12 protein-coding genes are annotated in these 14,930 nt (G+C 41.6%); 9 read left to right on the top strand and 3 right to left on the bottom strand.

What is annotated here, in order from left to right; genetic code table 11:
• Positions 1-339 precede the first annotated feature (339 nt).
• Entirely contained in the window at positions 340-672 is a 333-nt protein-coding gene (locus RG963_RS14550; protein WP_310577009.1) for a hypothetical protein, read from the top strand.
• A gap of 246 nt (positions 673-918) precedes the next feature.
• On the opposite strand, the gene RG963_RS14555 is transcribed toward RG963_RS14550, so the two are convergent.
• Positions 919-2,064, bottom strand: coding sequence for an ABC transporter substrate-binding protein (locus tag RG963_RS14555; RefSeq protein WP_310577010.1), 1,146 nt, complete (start codon positions 2,062-2,064; stop codon positions 919-921).
• Positions 2,065-2,663: 599 nt separating this feature from the next.
• Here RG963_RS14555 and RG963_RS14560 point away from each other — a divergent pair.
• From RG963_RS14560 to RG963_RS14570, 3 genes are all read left to right on the top strand, one after another.
• Positions 2,664-3,458, top strand: coding sequence for an ABC transporter ATP-binding protein (locus RG963_RS14560; RefSeq protein WP_310577020.1), 795 nt, complete (start codon positions 2,664-2,666; stop codon positions 3,456-3,458).
• Positions 3,455-4,465 carry an ABC transporter permease gene (locus RG963_RS14565; protein WP_310577011.1) on the top strand — a complete coding sequence of 337 codons (1,011 nt, stop codon included), beginning with the start codon at positions 3,455-3,457 and terminating at the stop codon, positions 4,463-4,465. The genes RG963_RS14560 and RG963_RS14565 overlap by 4 nt, the downstream gene beginning before the upstream one ends.
• Before the next feature lie 1,573 nt (positions 4,466-6,038).
• Complete coding sequence (locus tag RG963_RS14570) at positions 6,039-6,491, top strand: universal stress protein (RefSeq protein WP_310577012.1); 453 nt, start codon at positions 6,039-6,041, stop codon at positions 6,489-6,491.
• A gap of 101 nt (positions 6,492-6,592) precedes the next feature.
• Here RG963_RS14570 and RG963_RS14575 read toward each other — a convergent pair whose 3' ends face one another.
• Entirely contained in the window at positions 6,593-8,053 is a 1,461-nt protein-coding gene (locus RG963_RS14575) for a 4Fe-4S binding protein (protein ID WP_310577013.1), read from the bottom strand.
• Complete coding sequence (gene hdrA2, locus RG963_RS14580) at positions 8,050-10,431, bottom strand: CoB-CoM heterodisulfide reductase HdrA2 (RefSeq protein ID WP_310577014.1); 2,382 nt, start codon at positions 10,429-10,431, stop codon at positions 8,050-8,052. The genes RG963_RS14575 and hdrA2 overlap by 4 nt, the downstream gene beginning before the upstream one ends.
• Positions 10,432-11,472: 1,041 nt before the next feature.
• On the opposite strand from hdrA2, the gene RG963_RS14585 reads away from it, so the two are divergent.
• The 5 genes from RG963_RS14585 to RG963_RS14605 all read left to right on the top strand — a co-directional run bounded on the left by RG963_RS14585 (position 11,473) and on the right by RG963_RS14605 (position 14,645).
• Positions 11,473-11,754, top strand: a complete 282-nt coding sequence (locus RG963_RS14585; RefSeq protein WP_310577015.1) for a ferredoxin-thioredoxin reductase catalytic domain-containing protein — start codon at positions 11,473-11,475, stop codon at positions 11,752-11,754.
• A 396-nt stretch (positions 11,755-12,150) separates the two neighbouring features.
• Positions 12,151-12,615 carry a (Fe-S)-binding protein gene (locus RG963_RS14590; protein WP_310577016.1) on the top strand — a complete coding sequence of 155 codons (465 nt, stop codon included), beginning with the start codon at positions 12,151-12,153 and terminating at the stop codon, positions 12,613-12,615.
• Positions 12,616-12,626: 11 nt separating this feature from the next.
• On the top strand, positions 12,627-13,871 hold the full coding sequence (locus RG963_RS14595; RefSeq protein ID WP_310577017.1) for a formylmethanofuran dehydrogenase subunit B: 1,245 nt from the start codon (positions 12,627-12,629) through the stop codon (positions 13,869-13,871).
• Complete coding sequence (locus RG963_RS14600) at positions 13,871-14,269, top strand: molybdopterin dinucleotide binding domain-containing protein (protein WP_310577018.1); 399 nt, start codon at positions 13,871-13,873, stop codon at positions 14,267-14,269. Before RG963_RS14595 ends, RG963_RS14600 begins: the two co-directional genes overlap by 1 nt.
• 100 nt (positions 14,270-14,369) lie before the next feature.
• On the top strand, positions 14,370-14,645 hold the full coding sequence (locus tag RG963_RS14605; RefSeq protein WP_310577019.1) for a hypothetical protein: 276 nt from the start codon (positions 14,370-14,372) through the stop codon (positions 14,643-14,645).
• Positions 14,646-14,930 lie beyond the last annotated feature (285 nt).

Below are 14,930 nucleotides of genomic sequence, written 5' to 3' on the forward strand. Positions count from 1 at the left end.
CCCAGGTTTCCATCTTAATTTATTTTTGCTCTTCGTTGTTTTGTATGGATTGAAAATAATTGCTTAATTAGAAAGTTGTCAGGCCAAGAGAAATATCGAGCTTGATCTAGGACATGGACGAAATTACCCACTCGAAACAGCGAAGAGCTATAAAATTTATAGTTACTATTATTTGTGCCATAACATCAGTAAATAATTAGAAATCTTGTGTAGTAAGGTTACATTTACTTAATCACCATATTTTATAACTGAGTCTAAATAATTGCAAAAACTATGCAGAGGAGTCTAATTTTGGCAACATGCCGATTACAGATATAATTATTTCGATGAGTAAATAAGATGGAAAAGGCATATTGTGGAACATGTGATACAGATGCAGAGATTCATCCGATAGCAGAAATTTACCCTGAATGTGGCATAGAAAAAACCAAAAGTAAAAGAAAAAGTCCTATGATTGCCGCGTTATTATCTTGCATAGTTCCGGGACTCGGCCAAGTATATGCAGGTGATCTGTATAGAGGACTTGCAATAATTGCTTTACTGGGATTGAGCTTCTGTTTGATGGCTCTTATTATTGGATTTTTCACATTTTTTGGTACCTGGCTATTTGCAGTAGCAGACGCATACAAGATGGCAAAAAAACAAAACGATAAAATCGGGTCTTGTTCGTGAGTTCTTTATTAAATCTGAAAAACCGGATACATTTTCCAAGTTTGAGAAAAATGTAGAGATTCTTATGTGGGTGTTTTTCAATACTTACCCCCATTACCCTTATTGGACGGCACGAAAAAATGTGCTCCTATAAACTTAAGAAGATACTTCCATAGTGTGTTTTCCTCATTTACTAAAGAAGGCCCAATAATCCTTAAAAAGGATCATTTTTTATGGGCCCCCTATAAGGTTGAGCATTGATTGTGATCACTCGTTCATTTTCTGATATTCTGATAGCAGATTCTGATAGAACTGATCATCCGGGTTTTCCTTGATCAACTCGTTAAGGGCCTGCTTGTACACAGTACTATCGATATGGTCTTCAATCTTGACATCCGTATCGATGTACCCGCTGTCCTTCATCATCTGATAGTATTCCTTTACACCATTTGTATTAGGATCAGGTGATGCATAGAAGTAATTACTCCATGTTGACTGGCGGATTGCCTCTTTGTCAATATTGACATATTTCTGAATGTCATCGACTGACTCATTTTGATTTTCGCTGAAAAACTTGTATGCCTTGATCAATCCTTTCTCAAACTTCACATAAGTATCTCTGTCTTCATTCAGGGTCTCGGTCTTCAGCGCAATTCTGCAGCATGGATGGTTATCGTAGTATTGATATGAATATGAAGCTATAGCCAGCCCCTGCTTTTGTGCGAGTATCTCATATGGGATCCATATTATTCCACCATCGGCTTTTCCAGTCTTAACCGCCTCTAACACCGCATTGGGTGAACCTAATTCAAGGAAAGTCACATCCTTTTTCCAGTCTATGCCTGCTTTTTTCAGTGCAGCTTTGTAGATCAGGTCTCCATTGGACATGGCGATTGTCGCAATTTTTTTACCCTTCCAATTGTTGAGGTCTGCGAGATCCTTTGCATTCTCGGGGTCAGCCACCAGAAACTGGCCTTCGCTCATCAGGCCGCCGATAATTGTAATATCCGCTCCTTGCGCAATGTAAGTTGCAGGATCGGACGTTCCAGCTCCCACTGTATCGAGCTTGTTACCAAACAACGAATTATAGCCTTCCGTACCTTTTGTGAACTGGTACAATTCCACGTTTAGGCCCTCTTCGGTCCATAAACCCTCTTCCTTTGCCACAAAGATCAGCGCATCCCCATTTGAAGGAAGGTATCCGTGCCTGATAGTCTTGACTCCAGAAGTCGAGGTATTAACACCCTGTTCAACATTTGTCGGGGTATTAACACTCTGTTCAACAGAGGTGGGGGTGTTCACTTTCTGTGAATCACTCGAATCCGAAGAACCGCTCGGATTTAGTAGGATTACACCAATGCCTGCAAGCACGATTAAAGCAATGAATATCCCGAATATTTGTTTTTTCTCCATAAGTACCTCCATTAAGGCTCGTTTGGCATCAGCCAAAAACCAATTGAGGTGTCCATAGGATAATAATGAGGAATTTATATGTCGATATTTGAGTAAAAATAGCCTTGACTTATACACAAGCAGTTTTATTCCGGCAAAATTGCCTCATTTTTTCGATTTCGTTGTTCTTTCCTGAAGCTATTTTTTGCCGCAAAAAGTTCAAAACCGGAATTACTATGTCAATAATTGCTTAATTCTGAGCATATAAATTCCTTGTTTTCGTGCATATATCATGGGTCTTCATTTAATGAAGATCATAATTTAAGATTCACTTCCAAAACAGTTTTCTGAAATTTCCTCAGGCACTGGACTGGAATTGTGTATTAATTTTGAGTTGTGAGAATAAAAGTAAGAATAAAATTTGAGGTCAAAACAGACACAAAATCGATAGCCTTCAGGTAAGATTATTCTTTAATCGAGGACCTGCGGCGTTATACTGGTGTATCTCATGAATTACGAATCAAATCTATATCCGGAAAAAGGTTCACATAATATTTCCTTACGGTCCGGCTTTAAACTTTCAGGGAGGGATAAAAACGGCAACAATTGATCTGAAGAGTATCTCGCTATCCTATGGAAATAACGGCACAAGCCATAAGGCACTTTCAGATGTTAATCTGAGCATAGAAAATGGCGAATTTGTTTCCCTGATTGGTCCTTCCGGATGCGGGAAAAGTACAATAATTGATGTAGCCTCAGGCTTACTTCCCCCTTCAAAAGGCTTTGTCCTCATAGACGGGGCCAAGGTAAAAGGACCTGGAACTGATCGTGGTACCGTATTTCAGGATTATTCGCTCTTTCCCTGGATGACCACATTTGAAAATGTCTGCTTTGCGATTGAGAATGCAAAAAAAACTGGGGAGCGCAGAGATATAGAGAAAATGGCGCAGAAATTTCTTGATCTTGTAGGGCTTGGGAAATTTAAGGATGCATATCCAGGCACCCTGTCGGGTGGAATGCGGCAGCGTGCCTCAATCGCCAGGATGTTCTCCATGGATCCTAAAGTTTTCCTTATGGATGAACCCTTTGGAGCTCTTGATTCCCTCAACAGAATATATATGCAGGACCTTCTTTTGCATCTCTGGTCCGAGGGAGAGCAGCGAAAGACTGTCCTTTTTGTTACTCATGATGTGGATGAAGCACTTTTGCTTTCAGACAGAATTGCTATCATGACACCTTCTCCCGGGAGTATAAAAAAAGTAGTTGAAGTTCCGTTCTCCCGCCCAAGGCACCGTAAAGATCTCAGTATTGACCCTAATTATCTTGCTCTAAAATCCCACCTGCTTTCAATATTATATGGTGAGATGGTAGAAGAAATCGAAAAGCAGGAAAAAGAACTGGAAGGATTTGTATGATGTCCGAAAATAGCTTCAGAGCAGGCACTGTAACTGGAAGGGTTAGCATAATATCCAAAAATAGCCTCAGAGCAGGCACTGTTTTTGCCATTTTATTTGCTACTCTTATCCTGACAGTGGCATTTCCTGACTCACCTGAACAGATGGTAAATAACAATAGTGTATTTGTTGGCGTTATTTTTCTTCTCATGATTACTTATGGGGCAAAATTGTACCTTAACCAGGAGAAGATAGTCTCAACCACTGACATATTTCTCATCATATCTTTGGGACTATTTCTCTGGGAGCTGCTTCTTGGTAAATTTGCGCTGCTCGATTCGTTCATCTTTCCAGGCCCCGCGAAAGTTTTCATGGTGTTTCAAACTGACGGGAAAAAGATGGCAGATGGTATAGTCAGTTCTATGGGCATTCTTCTGGCAGGCTACTCTCTTGCCCTTGCACTTGCTATTCCGATAGGGCTTTATGCAGGCTGGAAAAAAAGACTATTTAATGTAGCGTATCCAATTGCAAAAACGGTCTCTCCTATCCCGGCAACTGTATATCTGCCATATTCGATCGTGCTTCTACCGACATTCAGGGCATCTTCAATCTTTTTGATTTTTATTGGAGCATTTTGGCCCATCCTTGTTGGTTCTGTTTACGGAGTATTCTCAACGGATTCCCGCCTCATCAACTCAGCACGCACACTGGGCCTTTCAGACTACCAGATGATAAGAAGAATCCTTCTACCTGCTGCATTACCGTCTATATTTTCGGGTGCAATGATAGCATTGATACTCTCATTTATCACTTTGACAGTTGCTGAAATGATAGCAGCAACATCCGGGCTTGGCTGGTATATCCAGTACTATCACCAGTTTGCGAATTATGACAGGGTGCTTGCAGGCATGATTCTGATGACATTAATTGTCATAGCGATTATGGCCCTCTTTGATCGTGTTCAGAAGCACTTTTTACGCTGGCATCCCGTACATGGAGAGGGTGGAGGCTCTGCTCCCTCTCTCTGAGTGTGTTCAAAAGCACTTCTCATGTTGAGTAAAGCACTTACACTCGTCTTTCCGGCGGAAGACTGAAAAACAGATTAGCTATCGAGAAAATGAATCAATTCGTTCCTATGATAACAGTTAATCTAACTGTATGTGGTGGTGAATAGAAATGGATTCTCTTTAAACACCTTCACTGCTAGATTTGCTTTTAAGACCTGAAATGCGGAAAAAAAGTATTTCTTCTCCTGGGGGTGGGGCAAAAAGCATTGAAGATATCACGATGCTTCCAAAATCTTCCTGTACATCAGTTTTCCCTCATATAAGAAAATTAAAAGAGAAGGGATTAATTGGATTCCATCTCTGAATCTCGTATTCGGAATAATGAATCAAGGTTTCGGATCATAAAAATTATTTCTGAAACTCTTAATGACTGAGAATAAAATTGGTTTTTGGATGATTTCGAGAATTGGGGAAAAAAGCTAAAATATACGTTTATTTCCATAGTAAGCTTTTATGGTAATTTATTTATACGTGCGATATTAATAATATATTATGTCTTCATTGGTCGGTAATGCTGAATCCCTTAGCCAACAAATTCCTACGGATCTAGCTTTTGAATATGCCATTATTTTAATGATCATTGGATTAGTGATGCTATTCTTTTTGATTTTCACTCTGCATCATGATATTCGGAACAAACCAAATATCTAGAATCTTTTATTTTCCGCAGGCTTTTCAGGCTATAGCTCTCAATTATCTACTCTTTTATATTCGAAGATATGAATGGGAGTATATCTCATTCGTGAAGTACTACAAACCGATCGCGAGCCAGCTGAATTTGGATGCCAAAAAACAGGCAGGTTTGCGATAAATACTCAAAAATCTTCACATCAAGGGATGTTCTATAATCTAGAGTCAACAAATCCAAATATCTCAAAATCATCTCTAACTTGAAAATCTTCACCACATTTTGTACCAAAATAAAATCTTCATTGCCTATTGATCCTCTTAAATGCTTGGTAACCCAAAGGTGATGCAAAAGGCTCAAAATTACCACTGGCAATACCAAGATCTTTAAAAACTTCAAGAGATTTGAAACTATTCAGCCTACCCAAAATCAGTTGGTTGATATCGGTTTTCACATAATATATTTTACGATTTTTTTCTTTCAATGTCAAAAGAATTTTCACTTTTTAGATCAATTTATATTAGTAACATTATACTAAAGTTACATGAATTTTCTTACTAACAAGTAAAATAAAGCGATAAAGCAAAAGATCAGGAATAAATGCATCAATACTCCAAGCATTACTTCAGAACCTACGTTGCGGTCTTTTAAATATGGAACATTTTGTTTCAAAGTGGAGAGGAAATTCCCAAGAAAGTCTGCCATAGTTATATAATAATTTTTTCCCATATATAGAATTATAGTTTTGAGTTTATCGCAACTTTCATGATAACCTGATTCTATTACCTTTCGCACCTTTGCCGAAAATAAAAGAGTTCCCGGATAAAAAAGTACCTGACTTTGTCACTTCCAAAACCTCGATGCTGTTATATTTCTTGTGGGAAAATAAAGTAAATGGGATTCTGCATGGGGAACGTTAGTTTTGAGAAAATTATGGTTGCAACCGACGGCTCGGCCTGCTCAAGGCTTGCTGCCAACAAGGGGATAGAGCTTACCAGGTTGAGCCGAGGGACGGTTTACGCAGTTTATGTGGTATCCACAGACTACTTTTCTTCTATGGCTGTGGACTTTGACTGGGAAAGGATGCACCAAACATTGAAAAAAGAGGGACTTCAGACTGTAGATTCTGTAAAAGAAGCAGGGGAAAGGGAAGGAGTCAATGTGGAGTCTGTCCTGCTTGAAGGCCATCCTGCAGATGAGCTGACCCGGTATGCAGAAGAAAATGAGATGGATATCATTGTTATGGGCACTCTCGGAAGAACAGGAATTGATCGCCTACTTTTAGGCAGTGTTGCAGGAAACGTGGTGCGTCATTCGAAGGTGCCTGTTATGGTTATAAGAGAAAAGTGTAAGTCTTAAGGGAAAAGCGTAAGTCCTGAGGCTGAGCTCAGGCAACTTTATCTCTTAATACTTTGCTTCTCAATTTTAAATTATTTCTTTTTCGCCTTCACTGTTACTTATCAGCTTTCAATTTTCTTTTTCACGGCTGCTGCTGCGTTTTCAGGAGAGCCGGTTTCCCAGAGTTTCCTGACTTTAGCACTTTTGAGAGCGGGGGTTAAGGAATCTATTTTTGCCTGAACGGCTGCAAGCATTTTCTCATTAACGCCAGGGGGCTCTATGCCCAGGAATTTCTGGGCTTTAAGTGTCTCGGTTTCCCTGAAAATAGCACGATCAACTCCTGTTCGGACTCCTGTCTTCAGGGACTCGATTGCATCCTTCCACTGGGCAGCCCAGGGTGTATCAGGAATAGTTGTGTGGTGGATATCGGTTCTTTCCACTTTGATAGCTGCAAGGTGGCACGCTTTTACGCAGGCTCCGCAGTAGGTGCAGAAATCCTCAGCAAAAGCGATCTTTCGCGGGTCTTCAGGATCTGTAGGCACGTACCACAGCTCAGAAGGACAGACATTGAAGCAGCCGCGACAGCCCTGAGGATCGCATTCTTTCAGATTCACTTCTATAAGGCTCAGTTCCCCTTCCATGGGCTTTTGCAAATCCACGGCTTCATATGGGCAGACAGCTTTACAGCGGGCACACTGCGTACATTTCAACTCATCTATGTTAACCTTCCCTTCAACTTTCGGAGCTTCACACGGGCGTTCCCCTTTAACCTTTATCGCTTCTTCCGGGCAGATATCCTGGCAGAGTACACAGTAGTCGCATTTATCCTCATCCACAAGGATTTGCTCAAAGGGGACGGGATTTTCAGGGGTTGGTTCGCGCTCGAGCAGGACAAAAGCATCACAGAAACGGGCACAGATTCCGCAGAAATTACATTTGTCAGTGTCAATTTCGATCTCTCCTTCCGCCTCTTCCTTGAAAGGCGCTATCTCTTCTTTTTTCGGAAAGGTGAACTCAACTTCAATTGCATCTTGAGGGCACGCTCCTTCACAGAGAGCACAGGGAAGGCATTTTTCATTGATCTTTACATATGTGTCATATTTTGGGTACTGCTTTTCATCAGGCACTTCTCCGATAGCCTCAAAGGTAATAGCATGGACAGGGCAGAGATTTGAACACATCCTGCAGAAGGTGCACTTTTCAAGGTCCATCATTACCGGAGGAGCGTCAAGCCCGGTTGCAATTTCATGCACGGGCCCGAGTTCGAGGGCTTTCGTGGGGCAGATTTCTACACAGATTCCGCAGCCGTTGCAGCGCTTGTAGTCATAGTCAAGATTCTTGATGGACTTCTCGGTTGACTGAGTATAGAGAAAATGAGAACCTTGAAGGTCCATGCCGGTTGTAACCGTAATCTTTTCCTGGTTTGGTTCCTGGTTTTCACTCTCGACAGTAGCGGTCCCTTCGGCTTCGAATTCCCCTGCTCCGAATTCTCCGGTATCGAGCTCTTCAGCTTTATTTTCTTCGGCTCCGCCGCAGCATCCTCTGCATACTTGAACCTCCTTTTCAGGGTATTCCTCGCTCACTGTACCACCTCCCCAAGTTCGGTTCCGGTTTCATCATACCGGAGCTCGGTCCCTATTGGTCCGATTTCTTCAAGTTCCTTTACAAACTCAGTAATTGTGTTCGAGAAGCGTTCTCCTTCGGCAGCCGAGATCCAGAGGGTTCTGAGCCTCTTCGGATCAAGCCCGACTTCCTTTATAACTTTTTTTAAGACATCCATCCTTTGTTTTGCATCAAAATTCCCGTGGATATAGTGGCACTCGTCCATCCTGCAACCCGCAACCAGCACTCCATCGGCTCCACCTTTTAAGGCTTCAAGCACAAACTCCGGATTTACCCTTGCAGAGCACATTGTACGGATAACTCTGATATTCGTCGGGTAATGCAGCCTGGACATGCCTGTAAGGTCTGCACAGGCATAACTGCACCAGTTACAGAGGAAAGCTACGACGAAAGGACTCTGCGACTTGTGCGCAGTTGCAGCCTTTATCTGGGCAAAAATCTGTTCGTTTTCAAAGTTCCGCATCTGGATTGCTCCCACAGGGCATGCGGCACTGCAGTCTCCGCAACCATAACATGAAACCTCGTCTACCACAGCTTTTTTGTTTTCAATACTGATCTTCCCGAACTTGCAGACTTCTACACAGGTTCTACACCCTGTGCATTTATCAGAATCAATATGCGCACCCATTGGGTCTGCTTCAAGCTCGCCTGTACCCAGTAATTGCATCACTTTGGAAGCACATGCACTCCCCTGCGCAATCGAGACCTGAATTTCTTTGGGTCCGGAGGCGCAGCCTGCCAAAAAAACCCCGCTTACAGGAGCATCAACAGGGCGCATTTTTGGGTGGGCACTTGCAAAGAAACGGTCTGGTCTCCGCGCAAGATTTAACATCCTCCCTATGCCTTCTGCGGCTTTGCTGGGCTCGGAACCCGTTGAAAGTACAACAAGGTCATTAGCTTCTTCCTCAGTCTTCGACTCCAGAGTATTTTCATAACGGATTACAGGCCTGCCGTCTTCACCTGCGTAAATTTCGGCAACTTTCCCACGGATGAAGTCCACACCCATTGCCTGAGTCCTTATGTAATATTCTTCATACATTTCTCCTGAAGCCCTAATGTCAATATAATGGATTGTAATCTCAGTATCAGGATAGCGTTCCTTGATCATCTGTGAGTTCTTGAGCGCAGCCATGCAGCAGAACCTGGAACAATATTCGTTGCCAACAGTTTTGTCCCTGGACCCTACACACTGGATGAATGCAACTCTTTTTGGAGGTTTGCCTGTAGAAGGCACAAGGACTCTTCCGCCTGTAGGCCCTGCAGAGTTCAGCATACGCTCAAGCTGCATATTTGTTATAACATCAGGGTACTTCCCGAAGCCATATTCCTTTTTCCTGGACGCGTCAAAAAGTTGGTAACCGGTTGAAACGATTACTGCTCCGACTTCAAACTCAATCTCTTCAGGCTTTTGATCATAATCCACAGCGTCTGCAGGGCAGGCCTGCATACAGAGCCCGCAACCCACACAGTGGTCAGGGTCAATGAGTACTACCTGAGGGACAGACTGGGGAATTGGCATATATATGGCTCTGGCCTTTCCAACCCCGTAATTCATGGGATTATCGATTTCCACAGGACAGACAGCTGAGCAGAGGTCTACACAGCCTTTGCAATTGTCTTCATGCACGAACCTTGGTTTGCGTTTGACTTTTACATGGAATTTGCCGACAGACCCGGAAATATCGGTAACCTCGGAATATGTATAAAGAGTGATATTGGGGTGGTTCTGAACTTCAGTCATTTTTGGAGCAAGTACACAGATTGAGCAGTCATTTGTGGGAAAGACCTCGTTCATCAGGGCCATTTTGCCTCCGATGGTAGACTCCCTTTCCACCATAGTGACTGGAAAACCGGTGTCAGCAAGGTTCAGAGCCGCCTCAATACCTGCAACTCCTCCTCCTATAATAAGGACATTTCTGCTGGCTTTAGAGCTTGTTGCACTCAGTTCCTTGAGAAATTTTGCCTTTGCAACTCCCATCCTGATCAGGTCGAAAGCTTTCTGGGTCGCCATCTGGGGGTCATCTGCGTGCACCCAGGAGCACTGTTCCCTTATGTTTACCATTTCCATAAGGTAAGGGTTCAGACCGGCTTTTTCCATCACATGCCTGAAGGTCTTTTCGTGCAGCCTTGGGGAGCAGGCAGCTATTACTATTCTGTCGATTTTGTTTTCTTTTATTTCCTTGATAATGCCTTCCTGTCCGGAATCGGAACATAAAAACTGTACTTCCCGGGCAAGCACCACATCTTCCAGTTCAGCTGCCATTTCCTGCAGGGCTGACACATCTATCACTCCCGCAATATTCAGTCCGCAGTGGCAAATATAGACTCCGATTCGCATATTGATGACTCCGTATACCTGTGTAATGTTAACGAGTATGTCCTGATCTAACTTTACATATATTTTTAGATATGACTTGCAAGTTCTAATTTTTGGGTTATAATTCAGGACTGTCTATTCAAAGCATTTTGCTATACAGAAAAGTCAAGCTCGGTACAGCCGTTTAGTAAAGGCTTTTTTTAAACTGAAAACAATTTTATCTTTTTTTCATGAATTGTTATTTACTCATGAATTTGTTACTTTTATGCATCCCTTTATGCATCCCTATACTTTTTCTCCTGAACTGAATAAAAATATATGGGTTTTGTACAAAATCAAAACCTTTATTTCATAGGGTTTTTTCCAAACTTACTCAGAATCGATTTAACATTTTAGAAACCAGATATATTTCCAATTATTCCAATAATTCTGTTACTGTTAATTCTCACTGGTTGAATGTACACTCTGAGATTACACAACTTGGATTTGTGAGTTCGCATTTATAAACGAGTTTATAAATGACAGTCTATTTATATAATATAATTTATATTTATTAATATATTAACTTGCTTATCCATCTGGCACTTAACCGAATTAACCGGCATTTAACCCCGTAACCTGAAACTAAGAATGTCAATTGTATCTTACCTGATACCTGTTAAATCCTGCCTGCATGGTCATGGACAAAAGCCTTAATTTCACTGAACCTGCCTTATTACCGGAGTTTTACCAATTGATTTATAGTTTGAGAGCTTAATTCGTAATCGATAAGCCAGTTTTTAATAAGTCTATTTTAAACCGTTACTTTAAAAAAAGTTTAACGGAAAAGTGGTTCTATGGCAGTGAACAAGATAATTCCTGTAGAAAAAAGCCATTTCTATGACTGATCTGGATAAAATTGGAGATTATAATTATAAATATAAGTTATTATGCTATAAATAAAAATAATTACATAAGTAATTTATATAATTTAAAATACCCCCACTTTATAAACGGCTCAGGTATGTTCTCTTCATCGATAATTAAGGATTGTTTCAATTTAAAAGCAAAAGGAGCTTTTGTATGGCTGAACATAATGAATTAAAGCAGAAAATGTATGAATGGACTGAGAAATATGCAAACCGGGCAGGCTACAGGCTTAACCCGGATAAAGAAGCCCTTGATTATGTTCTTGACGGGCTCGTTGTAAAGCTTGAAAAGTTCGGAAGGCGTTACTGTCCCTGCAGAATAGTCACTGGAATTGAAGAAGAGGATAAAAAAATAGTGTGTCCCTGCATCTACCATAAGGAAGAAGTTGAAAGGGATGGAAACTGCCACTGCGAACTTTTCTTTAAATCGAATTAAATTGAACTCACTTACATTCAGTCTGCCTGTAAGGAGGCCCTTAATGATCTATTTCCAGGGCTTAGTGAAGCCAATTTACTAAAAATGTTTTATTTTATCTCAGGCAGCCCGGAAATTGAAAAGTCTGCATTTCAATTAGAAGAATTTGAGGGCTTGAGTTAATTTGGGTAGTGTCGGCAGGGTCTTTCGCATTGCAATCTAAAATTAATACTGATTGATACTGAAAACAAAAAAGCAAGGGTTTAAGGAAGGTTACATAGATACATCTAAAAAGGTCATTTGACCCAATTTTCTATTGACGCTTTTAATTTTGCTTCTTAATATATATTATTTAACCGATATCCTCTTTAATAAAGTTTAACGCAAGCATAAAATTTGATTCAAGGGTGACCTGGAATGACAAATGCAATGGAACTCTATCAGATGCTTCCAAAGACGAACTGCAAAAAATGCGGAAAAACCTCCTGTATGGCGTTTGCAGTAGCCCTTATGGCTCGCGAACTCACACCCGATGACTGCCCGCCTTTGAAGGATGAGCCGAAATACAGAGAGGGTTATGAAAAGATAAGCGGCCTCTTCAAACCGTCGGAAGGCGCAACCGAAACAGGGCTTGTAGTGCACGAAGACCTGTGTTTTGGATGCGGAAATTGTGTGGTTGCCTGTCCTGTCAATGTGGCAAATGATCCTTATGGCGTCGGCTCGGGAAATGCTCCCAAGAATATAAATAAACTGATCCTGACCATCGAAAACGGTATTGTAAAAGCCCAGAATGTAGGCGAATGCCGTCGTTTCGGAAAAAACAAAATTCTCTGCAACGGCTGTATAGTAACCTGCCCTGTAGAGGCAATCGAGTTTGTGTGAGGTAAGTGGACATGGAGAAAAATTATCATGTATGTACAGGCTGCGGACTCCTTTGCGACGATATTGAGGTCGAGTCTGAAAAGAACATAATAAATAAAGTTTATACAGCTTGCAGGGTAGGCGTAGCCCACATGAAAGAAGGAAAGGAGGAAGCAATTTTCCGGGTCGATAATAAGCCTGTCAATGAAGAGACTGCAATCAGTGAGGCTGCATCGATCCTGAAAAATGCAAAAAACCCCCTTATTTTCGGGCTTGGAACTTCCACCAGCGAAACCCATAAACTGGCAATCGAGCTGGCAAGAAAAACCAACGCAACCCTTGACGATACTTCCTCTTTTTGCCTGGGCAGTCTGGTTGAGGCTCTTATCCATAATAAAATTAAGACCTGTACCCTTGACGATATAAGGAATAAAGCCGATGTTATTATTTTCTGGGGTGCAGACCCGTCTGACTCTCACCCTCGCCATCTTTCAAAATATTCATACTTTCCCCGAGGAAGCGAAAAGCAGCGAGGCTGGGAAGAAGAGAGAACTGCAATTGCAATAGATATTAGAAAGTCCCATACCGCAAAGATTTGTGGAAATTATTTCTTCCAGATCCCGCCAGGCGGAGACACCGAGTTCATTGATGCCCTGATTGCAGGACTTTCCGGAAAGCTGCCGAAAACATCCTATAATTATCCCCCCAAGAAAATCCTTGAGCTGGCAAATATCCTTAAAGGGGCAAAATTCGGTATAGTTTTTGCAGGACTTGGCCTGATATATTCGCTTGAAAACCTTGAGCCTCTTTTCAGGCTCATGAAAGCCCTGAACGAAAAAGCAAACTTCCACCTGGTGCCAATGGTTGGGCACTACAATATGCGGGGCTTTAATGAAAATCTCTTTGCCGAAACAGGATATGTGAACAGTGTAAAGTTCGAAAACGACATAGTAAGACATGGCCCCGAGTATTCAATTGTCGAATCCCTTAAAGCAAAAACCGTGGATGCAGCCCTTATTATCGGTTCGGACCCGCTTTCGAGCCTTCCGAGATCTATTGCAAAGAACCTGTTTGAAATTCCGGTTATCTCAATGGACCCCTGCGAAACGCTGACTTCCAGAAATGCAAAGGTTTACATCAACACCGCAATCAGCGGGGTGGAGGCAGGAGGCACTGCCACGCGCATGGATGGGACTAAGGTAAGCTTTAAACCTGTTGTTGAGACAAATCACCCGTCTGATGAAGCAATCCTCAAGAAAATAATGGAGGCCCTCTGATGGATTTCGGATCTTTTCTTACAGTTCCCGAAATAAAAGTCAAAGTCGTAACCTACAGGGATATCTTTCAGGATAAGGCTATGATCGAAAACCGTTTTGGGGAGGAGTACAGGGACCGCTCTGCCGTCATAAAGCTGGACCCTGCAGACCTCAAACAGTTGAGCGTGAAAAAAGGCGACACAGTTATCTTGAAAAACTCCTTCGGAAGGGTTGTGGTCAGGGCTGAGGAATCGGGATACGAAACCTCACACAGGGGCATCGCATATATGCCTAACAGCCCCTGGTCCAATATTCTGGTCTCGGATGACACCGGAGGTACAGGAGTCCCGAAGTTTAAAGACATATCCGTAACCGTTACCAGTGCAAAAGGGGAAAAAGTAACTGAACCGGGATTTTAAATTATTTGCTGATAAGGTTTGCAAATTACCTTAAAACGGCAAAATTATTTTTATTCATCTCCCATATCAGGATGATCTTTGAGAGCAGGCAGGGTAAATTATGGCTGATAAACTCCTGAAATTTACCAGGGTCTTGAGAAACGGAACCGTTTTTTACCGTTTTGAAGGTTTTGAAAACATACATTCGAGGTGGGAACTGCCCTGTGAGTACCTATCTGGCCCTCACTTCGCAGCCTGGGATAAGGTTCTATTATACTCGGAAGGGAAAAATCTCTTTTCTCTTGCTAAGGGAAGTGAACTCTCGGAAAGAGCATATTCTGAACTGATGTCCATTATTTGCACAGGAAAAAAGAGGTTGAAGGAAATCCGAAGCTGACACTCTTTTTGAATCTTTAACCTCCTGACATTTAAAATGGTTTTAGGGCGGAAAGCACTGCAAACTTTCCTCTTCTGTCCCCTGCATGAATATAAAGGTTTGAGTGAATTAGATGTAATTATTTACATCCAAAATTATAGTCCAGGTCTCTTAAATTCGGGACGAAAAAAATAGAAATTAAGGTGAGGATATCAAATCCTCATATTCCTTTATACTAAATTCTTCTATTTTTTTTATTTATATTTCTTACTTTTATTTTTACTTTTTATTTATTTTAATTTAAAT

It is taken from the genome of Methanosarcina baikalica, assembly GCF_031461075.1.
Classification (GTDB): Archaea; Halobacteriota; Methanosarcinia; order Methanosarcinales; family Methanosarcinaceae; genus Methanosarcina; species Methanosarcina baikalica.

What these genes read in the sequence shown, in the direction of transcription:
- RG963_RS14595 (WP_310577017.1), top strand. Translation starts at nt 12,627, where the DNA reads ATGGAGAAAAATTATCATGTATGTACAGGCTGCGGACTCCTTTGCGAC.
- RG963_RS14570 (WP_310577012.1), top strand. Translation starts at nt 6,039, where the DNA reads ATGGGGAACGTTAGTTTTGAGAAAATTATGGTTGCAACCGACGGCTCG.
- RG963_RS14605 (WP_310577019.1), top strand. Translation starts at nt 14,370, where the DNA reads ATGGCTGATAAACTCCTGAAATTTACCAGGGTCTTGAGAAACGGAACC.
- RG963_RS14585 (WP_310577015.1), top strand. Translation starts at nt 11,473, where the DNA reads ATGGCTGAACATAATGAATTAAAGCAGAAAATGTATGAATGGACTGAG.
- RG963_RS14555 (WP_310577010.1), bottom strand. Translation starts at nt 2,064, where the DNA reads ATGGAGAAAAAACAAATATTCGGGATATTCATTGCTTTAATCGTGCTT.
- RG963_RS14565 (WP_310577011.1), top strand. Translation starts at nt 3,455, where the DNA reads ATGATGTCCGAAAATAGCTTCAGAGCAGGCACTGTAACTGGAAGGGTT.
- RG963_RS14600 (WP_310577018.1), top strand. Translation starts at nt 13,871, where the DNA reads ATGGATTTCGGATCTTTTCTTACAGTTCCCGAAATAAAAGTCAAAGTC.
- hdrA2 (WP_310577014.1), bottom strand. Translation starts at nt 10,431, where the DNA reads ATGCGAATCGGAGTCTATATTTGCCACTGCGGACTGAATATTGCGGGA.
- RG963_RS14550 (WP_310577009.1), top strand. Translation starts at nt 340, where the DNA reads ATGGAAAAGGCATATTGTGGAACATGTGATACAGATGCAGAGATTCAT.
- RG963_RS14590 (WP_310577016.1), top strand. Translation starts at nt 12,151, where the DNA reads ATGACAAATGCAATGGAACTCTATCAGATGCTTCCAAAGACGAACTGC.